The organism is Anaerotruncus sp. G3(2012), from assembly GCF_000403395.2.
In the GTDB taxonomy this organism is placed as follows: Bacteria; Bacillota; Clostridia; order Oscillospirales; family Ruminococcaceae; genus Anaerotruncus.
Genome location: NZ_KE159680.1, coordinates 55354 through 72703 on the forward strand (window position 1 = coordinate 55354; position 17350 = coordinate 72703).

General features: G+C 52.7%; 15 protein-coding genes and 2 tRNA genes. 12 read left to right on the forward strand and 5 right to left on the reverse strand.

The genetic code is table 11. From position 1 onward, the window contains the following. The first annotated feature begins 75 nt into the window (after positions 1-75). From C814_RS21415 to C814_RS21445, 8 genes are all read left to right on the forward strand, one after another. On the forward strand, positions 76-930 hold the full coding sequence (locus C814_RS21415; protein ID WP_016317551.1) for a ParB/RepB/Spo0J family partition protein: 855 nt from the start codon (positions 76-78) through the stop codon (positions 928-930). A 27-nt stretch (positions 931-957) separates the two neighbouring features. Continuing rightward, on the forward strand, positions 958-2250 hold the full coding sequence (serS, locus tag C814_RS21420) for a serine--tRNA ligase (RefSeq protein ID WP_016317552.1): 1293 nt from the start codon (positions 958-960) through the stop codon (positions 2248-2250). Between the two features lie 226 nt (positions 2251-2476). After that, the gene (locus C814_RS22705; protein ID WP_016317553.1) at positions 2477-3208 is read left to right on the forward strand and encodes an acyl-[acyl-carrier-protein] thioesterase; all 732 of its coding nucleotides are present in this window, start codon (positions 2477-2479) and stop codon (positions 3206-3208) included. An 83-nt stretch (positions 3209-3291) separates the two neighbouring features. Further along, positions 3292-3368, forward strand: a tRNA-Met gene (locus C814_RS21425). A gap of 39 nt (positions 3369-3407) precedes the next feature. Further along, a tRNA-Glu gene (locus C814_RS21430) sits at positions 3408-3482 on the forward strand. A 429-nt stretch (positions 3483-3911) separates the two neighbouring features. After that, positions 3912-5660 (forward strand): Na/Pi cotransporter family protein, encoded by a 1749-nt coding sequence (locus C814_RS21435; protein ID WP_242829035.1) that lies wholly within the window; start codon positions 3912-3914, stop codon positions 5658-5660. Between the two features lie 99 nt (positions 5661-5759). After that, positions 5760-6320 carry a YdeI/OmpD-associated family protein gene (locus C814_RS21440; protein WP_016317555.1) on the forward strand — a complete coding sequence of 187 codons (561 nt, stop codon included), beginning with the start codon at positions 5760-5762 and terminating at the stop codon, positions 6318-6320. A 178-nt stretch (positions 6321-6498) separates the two neighbouring features. Further along, the gene (locus C814_RS21445; protein ID WP_016317556.1) at positions 6499-8280 is read left to right on the forward strand and encodes an SPASM domain-containing protein; all 1782 of its coding nucleotides are present in this window, start codon (positions 6499-6501) and stop codon (positions 8278-8280) included. Positions 8281-8323: 43 nt separating this feature from the next. On the opposite strand, the gene C814_RS21450 is transcribed toward C814_RS21445, so the two are convergent. Both C814_RS21450 and C814_RS21455 read right to left on the reverse strand, forming a co-directional pair. Beyond that, positions 8324-9301: a polysaccharide deacetylase family protein gene (locus tag C814_RS21450; RefSeq protein WP_016317557.1), complete on the reverse strand. Its 978-nt coding sequence runs from the start codon at positions 9299-9301 to the stop codon at positions 8324-8326. A gap of 200 nt (positions 9302-9501) precedes the next feature. Continuing rightward, positions 9502-10044 (reverse strand): NUDIX domain-containing protein, encoded by a 543-nt coding sequence (locus C814_RS21455; protein WP_016317558.1) that lies wholly within the window; start codon positions 10042-10044, stop codon positions 9502-9504. Between the two features lie 98 nt (positions 10045-10142). On the opposite strand from C814_RS21455, the gene C814_RS21460 reads away from it, so the two are divergent. The 3 genes from C814_RS21460 to C814_RS21470 all read left to right on the forward strand — a co-directional run bounded on the left by C814_RS21460 (position 10143) and on the right by C814_RS21470 (position 12241). Then, the gene (locus C814_RS21460) at positions 10143-11045 is read left to right on the forward strand and encodes a M14 family metallopeptidase (protein WP_016317559.1); all 903 of its coding nucleotides are present in this window, start codon (positions 10143-10145) and stop codon (positions 11043-11045) included. Between the two features lie 291 nt (positions 11046-11336). Beyond that, a complete protein-coding gene (locus C814_RS21465; protein WP_016317560.1) occupies positions 11337-11660 on the forward strand; it encodes a PadR family transcriptional regulator in 324 nt (107 codons plus the stop codon). Beyond that, positions 11657-12241 (forward strand): DUF2812 domain-containing protein, encoded by a 585-nt coding sequence (locus C814_RS21470; RefSeq protein WP_016317561.1) that lies wholly within the window; start codon positions 11657-11659, stop codon positions 12239-12241. The genes C814_RS21465 and C814_RS21470 overlap by 4 nt, the downstream gene beginning before the upstream one ends. Before the next feature lie 295 nt (positions 12242-12536). On the opposite strand, the gene C814_RS21475 is transcribed toward C814_RS21470, so the two are convergent. From C814_RS21475 to C814_RS21485, 3 genes are read right to left on the reverse strand one after another with little or no spacing between them, the layout of a single operon-like run. After that, positions 12537-13205 carry a metallophosphoesterase family protein gene (locus C814_RS21475; RefSeq protein ID WP_016317562.1) on the reverse strand — a complete coding sequence of 223 codons (669 nt, stop codon included), beginning with the start codon at positions 13203-13205 and terminating at the stop codon, positions 12537-12539. Between the two features lie 35 nt (positions 13206-13240). Further along, positions 13241-13918: a hypothetical protein gene (locus tag C814_RS21480; RefSeq protein WP_016317563.1), complete on the reverse strand. Its 678-nt coding sequence runs from the start codon at positions 13916-13918 to the stop codon at positions 13241-13243. A 25-nt stretch (positions 13919-13943) separates the two neighbouring features. Continuing rightward, positions 13944-15236: an O-acetylhomoserine aminocarboxypropyltransferase/cysteine synthase family protein gene (locus C814_RS21485; RefSeq protein WP_016317564.1), complete on the reverse strand. Its 1293-nt coding sequence runs from the start codon at positions 15234-15236 to the stop codon at positions 13944-13946. A gap of 228 nt (positions 15237-15464) precedes the next feature. Between C814_RS21485 and C814_RS21490 the strand changes: the two genes are divergently transcribed. Beyond that, complete coding sequence (locus C814_RS21490) at positions 15465-16961, forward strand: D-alanyl-D-alanine carboxypeptidase family protein (protein WP_022788625.1); 1497 nt, start codon at positions 15465-15467, stop codon at positions 16959-16961. Positions 16962-17350: the final 389 nt, after the last annotated feature.

Here is a 17350-nt window from a genome sequence, read left to right on the forward strand (position 1 = left end):
TCAGCGAATCAGTCCCGGAATTTTTTGAAAAGCCATAGGGAGATAGAAACAGATTTTTCAGAAGGGGGAACAGGATTGGCAAAAGCAAAGGGTGGACTTGGAAAAGGATTGGAAGCCCTGTTTGTAGATAACAGTACTGACCAGGCGGAGATTTCGACACTGGCGATCACTGAAATCGAGCCGAATCGGGACCAGCCCCGAAAGCAGTTCGATCCGACAGCGCTGTCCGAACTGGCAGATTCGATCAAAGAATACGGGGTGTTGCAGCCGCTGGTGGTACGTCCGCTTCCGGATGGCTCCTATCAGCTGGTAGCAGGGGAGCGCCGATGGAGAGCGTCGCGGATGGCGGGGCTTTCGTCGGTGCCGGTGGTTATCCGTGAGTTGACCGACTCCCAGGCGATGGAACTTGCGCTGATCGAAAACTTGCAGCGTGAAGACCTCAATGCCATTGAGGAAGCTGCCGGTTACCGGGAGCTGATGGACCGGTTTGGGCTGACGCAGGAGCAGGTTGCACAGCGGGTGGGCAAATCCCGCCCGGTGATTACCAATGCGATGCGGCTGTTGAATCTGCCTGAGGATGTGCGGGAGATGGTGGTGGACGGCAGGCTGTCCGCAGGACATGCCCGCGCATTGCTCTCGCTCGAGGATGAGGAGATGATCCGGGTGCTCGCACGCGAGATCATCAAGAAGGGGTTGTCGGTGCGGCAGGTCGAAGCGATTGTCAAAAAAAGCAAGCAGCTGGTAAAACCGCCCAAAGCCCCGCCCACGGCCTGGGACAACAGCTATTTTGCAGAGGTGCAGCTTGCGTTGAGCCAGAGCCTTTCCCGAAAGGTCAAAATTGAGGGGGAGAAAAACAAAGGGCGGCTGATTATTGAATTTTATGATGAGGCGGACCTCAAAGAGATCGTCGCATCTATTTCCAAAGAATAGAAACCATACCATGAGGAGGACAAAACCATGTTGGACATAAAATTTGTACGTGCGAACCCGGAGGCAGTAAAGGAAAATATTAGAAAAAAATTCCAAGACGAAAAACTTCCGCTGGTTGACGAAGTGATCGAAAAAGACCAGCAATACCGAGATGCCAAAACCCGCGGGGATTATCTGCGCGGGCAGCGCAACACGATCAGCAAGCAGATCGGCGGGCTGATGGCAAAAGGGCAGAAGGAAGAAGCGGAGCAGGCAAAAGCAAAGGTTGCGGAGATGGCAAAGGAGCTTATGGAGCTTGAGCAGCTGGAAGCCCGTCTGGAAGGGGAAATCCGCGAGCGTATGCTGGTGATTCCGAACATCATTGACCCGTCCGTACCGCTCGGGAAGGACGACAGTGAAAATGTTGAGGTCGAGAAGTTTGGGGATCCGGCTGTCCCGGCTTTCGAGGTGCCCTATCATGTGGATATCATGGAACGTCTCAACGGGATCGACCTGGACAGCGCGCGCAGGACGAGCGGCAACGGGTTCTATTATCTGCGCGGGGATGTTGCTCGCCTGCATTCGGCGATCCTTTCGTATGCACGTGATTTCATGATCGACCGCGGCTTCACCTATTATATTCCTCCCTATATGATCCGGAGCAATGTAGTCACCGGTGTGATGAGCTTTTCCGAGATGGAAAATATGATGTACAAGATCGAGGGGGAGGACCTTTATCTGATCGGTACGAGCGAACATTCGATGATCGGCAAATTTATTGACACGATCCTGGATGAGAGCCAGCTCCCGCAGACAATGACCAGCTATTCGCCCTGTTTCCGCAAAGAGGTGGGTGCGCATGGGATCGAGGAGCGCGGCGTCTACCGTATCCACCAGTTTGAAAAACAGGAGATGGTAGTGGTCTGTAAGCCGGAGGAAAGTGCGGAGTGGTTCTGCAATCTCTGGAAAAATACGGTGGATTTTTTCCGTTCGCTTGATATTCCGGTGCGGACACTCGAATGCTGTTCCGGTGATCTGGCGGACCTGAAGGTCAAGAGCATCGATGTCGAGGCATGGTCGCCCAGACAGAAAAAATATTTCGAGGTCGGGAGCTGCTCCAACCTGGGTGATGCACAGGCACGCCGGCTGGGCATCCGTGTCAAAAACAGGGAGCGCGGCAACTACTACGCGCATACCCTCAACAATACGGTGGTTGCACCGCCTAGAATGCTGATTGCTTTTTTGGAGAATAACCTCAATGAGGATGGTTCGGTGAATATTCCCCAGCCGCTGCGGATGTACATGGGTGGGAAGGAAAAGCTCATTCCGGCTGAGAAATAAAAAAGAGGTTTTCGCGTCAATAGGCCAGATGTGGGATACACGGATGCAGAATGCCATTCAGGGATTGAACAGGGTGGCTTCTGAAAGAAAGCTATGTCCACAGTTTGGGAGACCATTGCAGGCAGCTTTTTAGACCTGCAATGGTCTGGGGCAGCGTTTGTGAAGCGGAGCGGCCTTGGTGTTTGATCCGTGTTCCATCCAAAAATTTCAGAAGGGGCGGGGTTGTTTGCCCAGAGAATTTACAAAACAGATCACGGTGATCGAGCCGGAGTGCGACATCACGAAACGGATGTCGCTGGCGAATATCATGCGCCATGCCCAGCAGATGGGCAGTTATCACCTGCATGAGGTCGGGATTGGATACAACAGGATGTATGAGGACGGGATGGTATTCATCGTTTCGAAGATGCTGATTACCATTCACCGCCGCCCTGGATTCGACGAACCGCTCCTGCTCACCACTGTTCCGAAAAAACCGAAAGGCGCGCAGTTTATCCGCGACACCTATTTTGACACCATATCAGGGGAGCGGCTGGTGGAAGTAAGTATCGCGTGGCTGCTGGTCGATCCGCAGGAACATAAAATCCTGCGTCCGTCCAAGTTTGACCGCTATGGAATCGAGATGTTCCCCAACGATGGCGAATACATCACCGGGTATCGGATCAGGCGTCCGGAAGGGCCGGGGGAAAGGCATCTGCGCCAGGTCAAATACAGCGATCTTGATTATAACTTCCATGTCAACAATGCGATTTACTCCAACATCGTCTGTGATCTGGTCCCGCTCGAGATCCTGCTCGAACGGGAGATCGCAAGTTTCGGAATCCTTTACCAGAAGGAAGCGAGGGCCGGCCAGGTGATCGACCTGGAACTGGTCTGCGCAGAGGACGGGGACACATTTTATGTGGGAGGCAGGCTCGGTGAGGCACGCTGTTTCGAATCTGAAATAAAATTCCGATAAAATGCAGAATATGGCTTGACAAATTGTGAATCGTCGGATATAATTATATTCGCTCACTTATGATATACAGGTGAGCGAAAGATGGCGGTATAGCTCAGTTGGCTAGAGCATTCGGTTCATACCCGAAGTGTCACCGGTTCGAATCCAGTTACCGCTACCAGCGAAAGCCTCACCGAGAGGTGAGGCTTTCTGAATAAAAGGCCTGTTCGTCAAGTGGTTAAGACACCGCCCTTTCACGGCGGGTTCACGGGTTCGAATCCCGTACAGGTCACCAAAAAGTTGCTGAAATGTTTTCAGCAACTTTTTTATTTTCCATGCAAGACTCAGACGAAACAGTGGGCTGGCTGCTTTCCATTTTGGCTGCGTAAGCAGGCTCCGTTCGCGTAGGGTTATCCGGCAGGGACGTTCAGGAGCACATAAAATCTGCGTGTATCAAGCCTGACCAAAGGCATATAGTTTTCCCCATTTTGAGGGCAGGCCGGTGGAAAATCTGAAAGAACATCGGAATAGAAAACAGAAAAAGTTGGTAGATTCCCCCAATACAGCCTGTGTTAGGGGAACTGGTTTGTAACAAACTGCAAATTTGCGGACAGAGGGTATACAAAAGCGGGCCAATCCGATATAATATAGGCGTAAAAGAAGTGAGTAAAGAATGTAAAAAAAGAAATGGTGAATGTGAATGGATGTATTTAGTTTGATTTCAATGTTTGGCGGACTCGCGCTCTTCCTCTATGGTATGTCAATCCTTGGCTCTGGCCTGGAGCGGATTTCAGGAGGACGGCTTGAAAGTACGCTGGAAAAACTGACAAGCAATATCTTTAAGGCAGCCTTGCTCGGTGCACTGGTCACCGCTGCCATTCAGTCCTCCTCAGCGACAACGGTTATCGTCGTTGGTTTGGTCAACGCCCGGGTGCTCAAACTGCGCAATGCAATCGGGGTGATCATGGGCGCGAATATCGGTACAACGATTACCGCGCACATCATCCGGCTGACCGATCTGGAGTCCTCCAACTTTATCCTCAGTATCCTGAAGCCCACAGCCCTTGCGCCGCTCGCGTCGCTCATCGGCATCCTGCTGTTTATGGGGTCCAAGCGTGCGCGCCGCAGGGATATTGGGCAGATTCTGCTTGGATTTGGCATCCTGTTTACCGGGATGTTCTCAATGGAGGCAGCGGTCAAGCCGCTTGCAGACCTGCCTGCCTTTTCGCAGATGTTCGCGGCATTTGGAAGCATCCCGCTGCTCGGCGTGATTGTCGGTGCGGTGGTCACTGCGGTGATCCAGTCGTCGTCCGCATCGGTCGGTATCCTGCAAGCGCTCTCTTCTACCGGGCAGATCACCTATGCGATGGCGTTCCCGATTATCATGGGCCAGAACATCGGTACGACGATCACCCCGATTCTGGCGTCGATCGGCGCCTCCAAGAATGCGAAGCGTGCGGCCTGTGTGCATATCACCTTCAATATTCTGGGTACAGTGATCTTCCTGATCGGCTGTTATGCGATCCAGTATACGATCGGGTTCCCGTTCTGGGACCTTTCGATTGATAAAGGCGGCATTGCGAATTTCCACACGATTTTTAACGTCGTGGCGACTTTCCTGTTTATCCCGTTTGCCGGTATACTGGAAAAGATCGCATGCACAGTTGTAAAAGATGATCCGCAGAGCAACGAGATCGACATTACAACTGTCACCCTGGATGACCGCCTGATGGTTTCCCCTGGACTTGCGCTTGAGCATGCGCGGGAGGCAGTGGTGCAGATGGCAGTGGTCGCCCGGCATAATTTTATCAACGCAGTGTCCCTGTTGGATGCGTTTGACCCCAAGACCGTTGACCGGATCAATGAAAACGAAGATGTCGTGGATAAGCTGGAAAACCGGGTGGAGACCTATCTGCTGACCCTTTCGGAGAAGGAACTTTCCGAAAGCGAGAGCCGCGAAATCTCAGAGCTGCTGCACACCTGCGGTGAGTTCGAGCGGGTTGCAGACCATGCACAGAACATCGCGGAATGTGCTGAAAAGCTGTTCCAGAGCAAGTCAAACCTCTCCAAACGTGCATCTGAAGAGATGCATGTGATCAGTGAGGCTGTCAAGGAAATCTTGGACCTCGCAATAGAGGCGTTCAAAAAGGCGAATGTGCAGGTAGCACAGAACGTGGAACCACTGGAAGAGGTGGTCGATGAGATGGAGCAGATTCTGCGGGACAAGCATTTTGAGCGTCTGCGCAAGGGAAAGTGTACCCTGGATTCAGCGTTCCCGTTCGTTGAAGCCTTGAGCAATATCGAGCGGATCGCGGACCTTTGCTCCAACGTGGCGGAGTCGGTGGGCACCTATGACGGTGACCGCAAGTCGATCGACCGGCATCTCTATAAAAAGGCACAGGTACAGAGTGAGAGCTATCAGGACAAATATATTGTCTATACCACCAAGTACCTGAACCGGATTAAAAAATAAAGGGTCAATCTGCTTTCACTTCTGGCAGAGAAAGTGGGATAAACGCATTGCGTGTTTTTTCGCCTTCGGTGGACAGGGTAAGCCAGAGGAGGGCGCACGATGGATGATATTATAGAGTTTGCCAACAGGGAGGCATTTCGAAAATGGCTTTCTGATCATTGTCTGTCAAATGCCGGGATTTGGCTTTTGTTTGGGAAGGCTGGCGGACCGAAAACGATAAAAGCAGGGGAAGCGCTTGAAGAAGCACTCTGTTTTGGATGGATTGACGGGCAGATGCAAAGTATTGATGACAAAGCGTACAAGAAATATTTTTCTATGCGCAGGGAGAAGAGCAAGTGGTCAGAGAAAAATAAGAGATTGGCTGAAAGCCTCGAAGAGCAGGGGCTTATGACCGACTTCGGCAGAAGGAAAATAGAGGAAGCCAAAAGAAATGGCCAGTGGTACGCTCCCAAACCCACAGAGATTACAGAGGAGCAGATTGCTTGCCTATCCGCACAGCTGGAGGAGTATGAGCCTGCCTGCACGAATTTTCAGGCGATGCCCTTATCTGTCAAGAAAACCTATACGCGGGCATATCTTGACGCAAAAACAGATGCCGGACGGGAAAAACGGATCGCTTGGATGGTGGATAGGCTCAATCAGAATCTCAAACCGATGTAGCTGTTAGGCGCACCTTTGGTAGTTTTTTACCTTTTTGTCCCGGCGAAAAATATGGTTCAAAAAAGTAAAACGGACGTCCGTTTTACTGCTTTCAAAAGAAAGCAGTAAAACGGACGTCCGTTTTACTGCTTTCAAAAGAAAGCAGTAAAACTTCCATGAAAGAAAGGAAGTTTATCAGATGAAGGATTTCAGTACAGTAAAAATCATCTCTATAGAATTGGGTGAAAAATGCAATCTTAGTAATCAGCATCAAAAATGTCCTTCATCAGCCCGGTTAAAAAAAGACAAAACAGAGATCATAACGATGGATCAAATTCTTTCGGTGATTGACGACGTGGCGGAACACCATTTTTCCGGAGAAATTGCATTCCACTATTATAATGAACCGTTATTATATCTGGATCAGATACAGAGCATCATCGAAGCAAGACCGCAGATGGACTATCTTTTGTGGACAAATGGGGAATTATTAAAAGACGATATAGAGGAGAATGCGTATTTAAACTTGTTTCACAGTATCGTCATTTCCAATTACGGAGGGGAAAGCCGCTATCGTTTCTACTGTGAGCTGCAAAAAAGATACCCCAATATCACTCGAATTATCAATTATCAGTCTTTAGACGATCTGGATGATCGGAAGGAAATCTATACAAACGAGGTGAGAAACAAATATGGCTGCTGTAGGCCAATCAATATTGAACTGCCCATTGATTGTTATGGGGATGTGCATTTGTGCTGTAGGGACTGGGATAATACCTATCGCATCGGAAATATTAAAGAAACCCCATTGAGCGAGATTATCCAATCAGAGGCTTTCCTGAACTTCGAGGCATCTGTAAACCAGCCTCTTTTGGATCTCGAAAGATGTCCGGATGTATGTAAATCCTGTACAAATCCGGATAGGGTCAGCACGTTCATTGAGCAAGACTACCGGTTGCTCGAATCAAGGGAAAGCAGTATTTCCTTTGTAGTGGTAACCAGAGCAATCCATCTCGGTCGGCTGCTCTCCCTACTGCACTCCCTTGTCCCTTTGAAGGATGAACTATGTGTCATCCTGGACAGTACAGATCAATACGCCTACGAGGAGATTTCAAAAGTGGCAGACCGGGTAGAGGTAATGGTTGGGAAAGGCTGTTTTGAGGCATACGAACTTGATATTTTCAACATTTGCACAAAAGACTGGATTTTCCGGATGGATGATGACGAAACATTAAGCCCGGAATGCACACGTGAACTGCTCCAACAGTATGTTTCAGATCGGACAAAGGCGGCATATTGGATTCCGAGAAAATGGTACATCTCCCCCGAAGAACATATTGTAACCAGCCCTTGGATGCCGGACTATCAGCTGAGGCTTTATCGAAATCTTCCGGCGATTATCGAACTTCCAAACTGCATCCATGCTTCCAAAAACATTATGGGTAAAAATGCAACGATCAACCAGTTCTGCATCCAACACTGGGACCTGATCTGGAATGGCAGGGAAAAAAGGGAAGAGAAGGTCAGGTATTATGAACGCCTGTTACCAGGAAACGGGTGCGACTGTTACTATCTTTACGAGACCGAGAATATTGGCACCTTCCGCGAAGAGACAGCAGACGGTCAGACATACGGCGACGTTCTCAAGATTCACCTGCCGCAGGCCATGAAAAAGGAGCTCACCTATACCGCGGAGATCGAACTGAAAATCCCGGAACGGGTAAAGCCGCTTTTATCGAAAAAAGATGTCTTTTTCTCCTACCATTGGTTCAATCAGGACGGAACAATCTACCATTGGGATTATCCGCGGTTTGAGCCGCCTGTTGCGGTGGAGGACAGGATACGCCTGTTCATGCCAATTCAACTGCCCGAAACAGCCGGCGAATACCGCCTGCAAATGGATATTGTGGAAGAACTTGTGCAATGGTTCAGTCAGTCAGGGCTTTTGGAGAGCCATCCTAAAACATTTTTGATCCAATAAAAAAGGAGCGAGGTCTTGCAGAAACCTGTAAGACCTCGCTTTTTTAACTCAAATCCCACTTAGAGACGGTCAGACCCTTATCCCGGATGTTATCGATCAGCTCGCCGAGAATCTCGGCATTGTCCTTGCTCACCGCATGGAGCAGATAAATCCCGCCTTCGTGGATGAACCGGCAGGTGCGCTCAAGCGCTTTGTCGTACCCCATCTGGTTGTTCGGGTCCCAGTCGGCATAGGCAAAGCTCCAGAGCGCAGTGGTGTATCCCATCTGCTGGACCATGGCCAGTGTCTGTTCGCTGAAGGCCCCCTCGGGCGGGCGGTAAAGGCTCATCTCATAATCAAAGGTGTCCTTCATATAGTCATGCAGTTCTTTGATGTCTTGTGCCGCCTCGTCGAGTGATTTCTGGGTAGGGTTCCAGTGGTGGCTGGTGTGGTTGCCGACCACATGCCCCTCGTCAATCATCCTTTGGATCAATTCAGGCTCGGATTTTACAAACGGCAGTGTGACAAAAAAGACCGCGCTGACCTGCTTCTCTTTAAGTACGTCTAAAATCTGTGGGGTATACCCATTTTCATACCCTTCGTCGAAGGTCAGATAGAGTTTTCCGCAGTCCTCGGGAGCGATAAAGTAGGCATCAAAACGGCCATACTGCTCCTGCATCATCTCGCTGCCCACCGTACGGTTCTGCTCATCCACCTGCACGCCAGGCCCCCATTTGACTTGAGCAGCGTCAAGAGCACCGATTTTGTCAAAATCGGTGCTCATGGTCGGGGTGACCATACTTTCCACATTGGATTTTAGATTGGATGCGCCACTTTCGATGTCCTCCACGATCTCCGGTTTGGACATGGAAGAAGAAGGCTCGGAGGACGGTGCGATCGAGGAGACCGGCGGAGCAGAGGAAGATTCAAACGAAGAGGAGGGTTCCGCGCTGGAAGAGGGCGTCTCACTCTTGCGGGAGGAACAGGCTGTCATAGAGAAGACCAAAGCCAGCGTCATAAAGGTACAGATAAACGCTTTCATTGTAAACTTCCTTTCAAAATAGACTGGGAAAAGCGATTGCGAAACAAAGGCCATCCAAAAAGGGTCTAGCTTCTAACAATGGATGGCGCAAAGGTCGTGAAATAAAACTTTTATTTCGGAGTTAGTGTGTACAATGAATGCATCAATCATACAGGCCGCAAAAAGAATTATTTTCCAAAAAAACGCGGCAATCCGTTTGGTCAGGCTTTGCTCTGCTGCATTGCATGCCATTTCAGGATACCAACCTGGGTTTTGGCGTCGGGCAGCTCACCGGACAGAACCATCCGCAGCGCCTCCTCCGCAGGAATCTTGCGGACGGTCAGGAATTCCCCTTCGTCCAGATGCTGTTTGGAAGGGCGCAGGTCCTGTGCCAGATAGAGGTGGATCACCTCGGTGTCATAGGCGCAGGTCGGATAGAGCCTGCCAAGCGGCTCGAACCTTCCGGCGATGCAGCCGCACTCCTCCTCCAGCTCCCGCATACCAGCAGCAGCCGGGTCTTCGCCGCGTTCGAGCTTACCGGCGGGCAGCTCGATCAGTTCCTCCTGCACTGCATAGCGGTACTGGGAAACAAACAGGATGTTGCCGTCCGGATCAACCGCCAGAACCGCAACCCCGCCCGGATGGTCGATCACCTCGCGCAGGGCGGGGTCCCCATTCTCCAGCTCGACCTGATCCCGCCGCAGGGAGACGATCATCCCATCATAAATCTGCTCGGAACTGATTTTTTTTTCATAATGTTTCACGCGAAACACTCCTTTCAGTGCTGCACCCCGCAAATTCCAAGCGGAGTGTATAATACATGCCCCGCGCCACATAGACTGGCACAGAGGTGAAACGAACGATGTTTGACGGATTTTACACCCAACCGCCCTGTTATGCAAATATCCGCCGGGCAGCATGTGAACTGCGGGAAACCTATCCGTTTGTGAAAGTATTTCCGATTGGGAAATCGGTGCTTGGGCGGAGTATCTATGCATTTGGGATTGGGGAGCTGTACCATGGCGCACTATATGTGGGCGGCGTACATGGGATGGAATGGCTGACCACATTGCTGCTCTTTCGGTTTACAGAGGACCTGCTGCGTGCGATTGCGACCGGGGAACCGCTGGCAGAGATCGACGTAAACAGGACACTCGAAAACCGTTCGGTCGTGCTGATCCCCTGTCTGAACCCGGACGGGGTAGAGATTTCCCTGAATGGGCCCTGTTCGGCAAAGCACCTTGCGGAGTTTGTCAGGCGGGTGAGCGGGGGAGATACCTCCCGCTGGCAGGCAAATGCGCGGGGGATTGACCTGAACCACAATTTTGACGCAGGTTATCCGCTGGCAAAGCAGCTGGAACAGCAGGCGGGCATCTGTTCCCCCGCGCCGACCCGATATGGCGGGACTGCCCCGCACAGCGAGCCGGAGAGCCGGGCGCTGGTGGATTTTTGCACCACCTTTCAAATCCGGCAGGCGTATGCGTTCCATTCCCAGGGGGAGGAGATCTACTATCGTTATGGAGCGCACACACCGGCGCGTTCACAGCTCATGGCGCAGGTGCTCGCCTCCGCATCGGGCTATCGGCTGGTACCGCCCGACCCGATGGCTTCCCACGCGGGGTTCAAAGACTGGTTTATTGACTGCCTGCACCGCCCAGCGTTCACGATCGAGATCGGGCGCGGCAGGAACCCGCTCCCCGTCGAGGAGCTGGAGCCGATCTATGCGCGGCTGTTGGAGATGCTGTTAATCTCCATCCTATTATAATGCGTACCGAACAAAGCCGCAAGCCCTGAAAGCCAAGTCTGAAGGCTTTGCTGCTGGACGGCAGAAGGCTGCCGCGGTAGATGCACAGCATGACAGCACGATGGCGGAAGGCCGCTTCGATGGAATGGGAGGCTGCCGGCCCGCGGATAAACCGCAGGGTAGAAATGCACAAAGGAAAAAGCGGCAATCTTTGACCGAGACTGACCAATGGGGATGCATTCGCATCCCCATTGACTTTTATTACGGTTACTGATATAATTATTACGGAAACCGTAGTAAGGAGGGAGCGCCATGCGGGATCATGTGCGAGGTGGGGCGCTTACAGAGGTGACATTCTATATCTTGCTATCCCTTTACATCCCCAGGCATGGATATGCTGTGATGCAGTTTGTCGAGGAAAAAACCGGCGGACGCCTTTTACTGGGGGCAGGCACATTGTATGGCGCGCTGAACGCTTTGCAGGAGAAAGGCTGGATTGCACCTTGTGGCGCCAGCGGGGGAAGGAAAAAGGAATTTGTCATTACGGAGCAGGGAAAACAAGCCGCTGAAAGAGAGTTTGCGCGTCTTGCGGAGCTGGTACAGACAGCGGCCGGGATTGTTGGAGGTGCTATATGAGAAAAAGGGTGTATCGTTTTTTCGGCGGCCTGCTCACGGCGCAGGAAGCCTGGCTGAACCGGATGGCAGATCGCGGCTACCGGCTGGTCCGCACAGGAAAACTCCTGTATGAGTTTACAGAGTGCGAGCCGGGCCAGGTTCAGTACTGTTTGGAATTTGTCGGGCAGAAGGCGAGAGGCAGTGCGGAGGAATACCGTACTTTTCTTGAGGATATGGGGTATCGGGTATTCTATAAAAATATCAATCTGAATCTTTCTGTTGGAAAGGTACGCTGGCGTCCGTGGGCTGAGAAATCCGGGCAGATCGCAACCAATGCTTCCACCTTCAATCGGGAACTTTTGATTGTGGAAAAGCACAATGACGGGACCGCGTTTCAGCTGCACACGGCCTGTGAGGACAGGAAAACTTACTATAAAACGTTGAGAAAACCGTACCTGTTTTTCTGCTCCATGTCCGCTGTTTTTGGACTTTTGATGCGGAGTTGGGTGGGAATCGGCTTCGCAGCCCTGTTCCTGATCCCGTTGGTTCTGTACCAGATGGAACTTGTGCGGTTAAACAGGCAGGCCAGATTGGAAGAATGACGAATATAGATCAAAAAGGAGGGTCCGGGTTTCATCCCGGACCCTCCTTTTCAGGGTGCTTTGGGTTCCAGACCCCAATACCGTCCTCGCTGCCCGGCAAACGCCGAAACGCACTTACGCGGACAGGAGCCTCCTGAAACAGTTTCCAGAGACTGTTTGAAAAGTCAAAGCGTCCGCCTTTTTTGACAAAAGCGGCATCTGTTGTGCCGGAACTGCGTGGGATACAGAAAGATTCTTCCCCTAGCAGTTGTTTTTCTTACAAAAAAACGACATTTTCTTTCTTTTCAAGCAAGCCCTAATCCATGACTGGCAGGATTTCCTGATAGACCGCGCAATATTTCGGCGGGATTGCCTTATCCAGATGGCAGCTGCCGAAATACCAGCGTTTGAACTGCACCGTCTCGGAAATCTCATTGAGAAATGCCAGCAGCAGGTTGATCTGCATCTGTTCCCGGTCGAGGAATTTGTTGACAGTCGGGGCGACACTGTGGGTGATGATATAATCCACCTGCTGGTTGAGCGACGCAAGGGTTTCCCGCGCATGTGCCAGCTCTTCGGCAGAAGGCAGTTCGCGGCTCCACCAGGTTTCCCCCTCAACCCGGATATCCATATCGGTGCTCTCCCCTCCGCCCAGTGCGAAGACGCGTTTCCCCTCAATCTCATAGCACTCACCGCGCAGGAGCTGGCAGCAGTTCCCGCTCACCCGGCGCACCTGCCCGCCATAAAGCGTTTCCTCCGGATAGCCGGACAGCAGGTCGATGTTGTCATGGGTGCCCTCGACAAACAAAATCTGATAAGGGCGTTTCCCGAGCCAGTCAAGCAGCCGAAGCTCTTTTGGGGAGCCGTCCCACAAAAATCCGAAATCCCCGCAGACCAGCAGAATATCCCCTTTTTTCAGCTGTTTTGCGGCCCGTCCTTTTAACCGGCGAATATCCGCATGGATGTCGCCCGTCACATAGAGCATTGCATATACCCCTTTTCGCAGAAATTTTCAGCCGGTCAGCCGGCCAGCAGAGCGGCCACATCTTCCCCGGAATAGACCGAATATTGCAGGCTTCCATCGAGGTCAAGCAGCTCTTCCAGTGAGCTCCATGTGCCTGCATCCCCATTTTTCAGCGGGCTGACATAGCCGCTGATGACGCCATTCCCAGTCCGGGTGAATGAAACCAGACTGGAATAGTCCCCCTCGCACTCGAACAGAAGCAGCGCGTTGTTTTGCCACCCCTTCGGCATCGGATAGGACTTCCCAAACGAAACCAGTGTGGCAGAAGCAAGTGTCACTGTACCGTACCCCGCGTTCACCATCGAGGAAAACAGGGTGCTGTTGATCCGGCTGTTGACAACTTCCCGGATGTTGTCGGGAAGTTCAGCGGTTTCGCGGTCGGTCAACTGGTCCAGAATTTCGATCCAATGGTTTTCGGGAAAGGCAATCAGATACACCTGCTTTGGAGCCTGGAATCCGGAACCTTTGATTACGGCAAGCTCAGCTTTGATCATCTCTTCCCCGGTCATCAGGTCGATATACGCCTCGCTGCCCGCGAGTTCCTCAAGCTGAACGGTCAGCGACGCCCCCTCCCGCAGGAGGAACTGGTTCAGTTCCTTTTCGGGGCTCTCCCCACAGCTGGTGAACAGCAGGGCGGCAGCCATCACCGCAGCCATCAGTCCTTTTTGTTTCATAACCATTCCTTCTTTCTGTGCCCGTTCAGCAGGCCGCTGCAATCGCCTGCTCCAGATCAGCGATCAGGTCTTTGACATCCTCGATGCCGACCGACAGCCGGACGGTTGACGAGGTGATCCCACTTTCGGCCAGCTGCTCCTCCGAAAGCTGGCTGTGGGTGGTGGTTGCCGGATGGATGACGAGCGAACGCACGTCCCCCACATTGGCGACATGGCTGAACAGCTTGAGCGCATTGATGAACTTTGCACCGCTCTCCCGCCCGCCCTTCAGCCCGAAGGTGAACACGCTGCCCGCGCCTTTGGGCAGGTATTTCTGTGTCAGCGGGTAATAGGGGCTGCTCTCCAGGCCCGGATAGTTGACAAACGCGACCTGTGGATGGCCTTCGAGGTACCTGGCAACGGCGAGGGCATTTTCCGAATGCTTCTGCATCCGCAGCGAAAGGGTCTCGATCCCCTGTAGGATCAGGAACGCATTCATCGGCGCACAGCAGGCCCCGAGGTCACGGAGCATCATTGCGCGCAGACGCAGGATGAATGCCTGCGGGCCGCAATCGGCAAAGACCACCCCATGATAGCTCTTATCCGGCTCGTTATAGAGCGGGAACCGGGGGTTGCCCTTGAACTGGAAGGTGCCTGCATCGGTCACGATGCCGCACATCGAGGTGCCATGCCCGCCCAGGAATTTGGTTGCCGAGTGGACCACATAGTCCGCGCCGAACCGGATCGGCTGGATCAGATAGGGGGTGGTAAAGGTCGAGTCGACGATGAGCGGGACCCCATGCCGGTGGGCGATCCCGGCGATCCGCTCGATGTCCGCGACATTGGCGTTTGGGTTGCCGATCGCCTCCACGAAAAACGCCCGGGTCTTATCGGTCACAGCGGCTTCCCACGCGTCCAGATCGCCTGGATCCACAAACCTGACCTTGATCCCGATCCGGTCGAGGGTGATGCCCAGCAGGTTGATCGCGCCGCCGTAAATGCAGATCGAAGAGACGATCTCGTCCCCCGCATTGGCAAGGTTGAGCATCGTGTTGAAGATCACCGCATGTCCCGACGCCATCGCCAGCGCGCCCACCCCTCCGTCAAGCGCGGCGACCCGCCGTTCGAGCGCATCCACCGTCGGATTGTTCAGACGGGTGTAGATGTTGCCCGGCTCTTTCAGTTCAAACAGACGCGCTGCATGGTCAACACTGTCGAAGGTGTAAGCAGTGGTCTGGATGATCGGCTGTACGATCGCATGGGTCACCGGATCGGCCTCGGTCCCGGCGTGCACCATCAGCGTGTCAAATCCCAATCCCCGGTTTTCAAAATCCAGCATGTTCAGTCCTCCTGTCGCCCCAATGAAAGTTTATAGAAAATTTGCTTTCCTTTTCAGCGGAATTTTGGTATACTAATCATATATTCGCCTGTTCCGCCAGTCTATACAGGAACAGTTTAGCATAATTCCCCTTTTCCTGCAATTCTTTCTTTGGCCGATCCAAAATTTGCCGCTGGAACGGCCTGTTGTGATTGTCCGCTTCCGGCAGCGGAGAATGGTTTGGGCACGATGAAAAAATGCGCTTTTCTGCTTGCGATATGGATCCTCTGCGCCTCGCTGGCGGTCCCGGTTTTTGCCACAGGCTCTTCCGGCGGCTCAAGCAGCGCGGATGCGTCCTCGTCTGAACCTGCCTCATCCGGTTCTTCGTCCGAGGGAAGCAGCTCGAGCAGCGCTTCTTCCGAAGCGTCCTCCGGCGCTGCGGCTCCCGGCGATGTTTCGGCGGTGGACAGCCTCAACCGGTACAAGCCCTCATTCGAACAGGAGCTGTATTCGCAGGCGATCTATATGCTTAACCTCGATTCGGATACCCCAATCTATCAGAAATCACCGGATGTACGGATGCCGCCCGCTTCGCTGACCAAGATTATGACCTGCATTGTCGCCCTTGAGAGCGGCCTTGACCTTGAGGAAACCACCCCGTTAAAAGCCTACATCCAGAACGAGCTTTATAACCTCCAGGTGGATACCCTCGGCGGCATCTATCTCAACGAAGAACTGAAGGTGCGCGACCTGCTCTATGCAATGATGCTCCAGTCGGCAAACGAGGCGGCCATGATGGTTGCCGACTTTGTAGGGGACGGCAGTATCGAGCGGTTCTGCGAGATGATGAACGAAAAAGCGCGGGAGATCGGCGCAAAAAACACCAACTTTGCCAATGCGAGCGGTCTTTACAGCGAGAACAGTTACACCACAGCCTATGACATGGCGCTGATCGCCAAATATGCGATGGAGAACGACAAATTTGTCGAAATCGTGACCACCCTGGTCTATACCTCCGATCCGACCGAGCGCCATCCAAACGGGATCCTCTGGACCAGCATCAACAATATGCAGAAGCCGGGCAACGAGGATTATTACGAAGGGCTGAAAGGGGTCAAGACCGGCTCGCTTCCCGACCAGAACATCCGGAATTTCATCTCGACCGCCACCCGTGACGGATACAGTTATCTATTGGTCTGTCTGGGAGCCCCCGCCAAAAGCCCGGACGGGATCGCCTATCAGAATTTCCTTCCCTGGTTCGATACCCGCAAGCTCTATGACTGGGCATTCGATACCTTTGAGGTCAAGACCCTGATGGAAGCAGGGGAGGAGGCTACCGAGGTTGCGGTGCGGCTGAACTGGGATGTGGACAAGATTAACCTGCTTGCAGCGAGCAGCTTCTCCTACCTTGTGCCCAAGGAAACCGGCAAGGACGATGTTTCCCCGATCCCCGACTATCCGCAGATCATCGACGCCCCAATTAAGAAGGGGCAGAAGATCGGCAGTTTGAAGATCGTACTTGCAGGGGAGGAGCTGGGGACGGTCGATCTGGTCGCTGCTGAGACGGTCCCGCTCAGCAAATCCCTCTATTATCTCGATCAGGCGAAAAGTTTTCTGGACACTTTCCTTTTTAAATTTGTGCTGGTCTTTTTTGTGGTTATACTGGTGCTCTATATCGCCCTGATGATGATTCGCAACCATAACCGCCGCCGTTACAAGGCGCGCCGGCGCAGACGCCGCATGTAACTGTAAGAACCTGTTTAGCATTTAGGGGCTGTTTGAAAAATCGAAATAGCCGTCTTTTTCTACAAAAAGCGGCAGCTGCCGCGTCAAAAATGCGCGGAATACAGCAAGCATTCCTGTGCTTTTTTCCTTGCAACCGCTCGCTTTTTACGAACCATCCGTCTATTTCTCTATTTTCAAACAAGCCCTAAAGTTTTACTCGATTTTTTTCAAAAAATTGCGGGGTCGAGGGGCAGTGAGGCAACGGAAGTTTGGGTTCCAGACCAAACTTCCGGGACGCAAGCGCCCTTCTTCGGGGGTCTTCTCGGACCTACGGTCCGAAGCGCGGCATCCGCCGCGACGCCCCCTCAGTTTGCCTTGCGGGATAGGGGTCAGCGCCCCCTCCCCGCAGG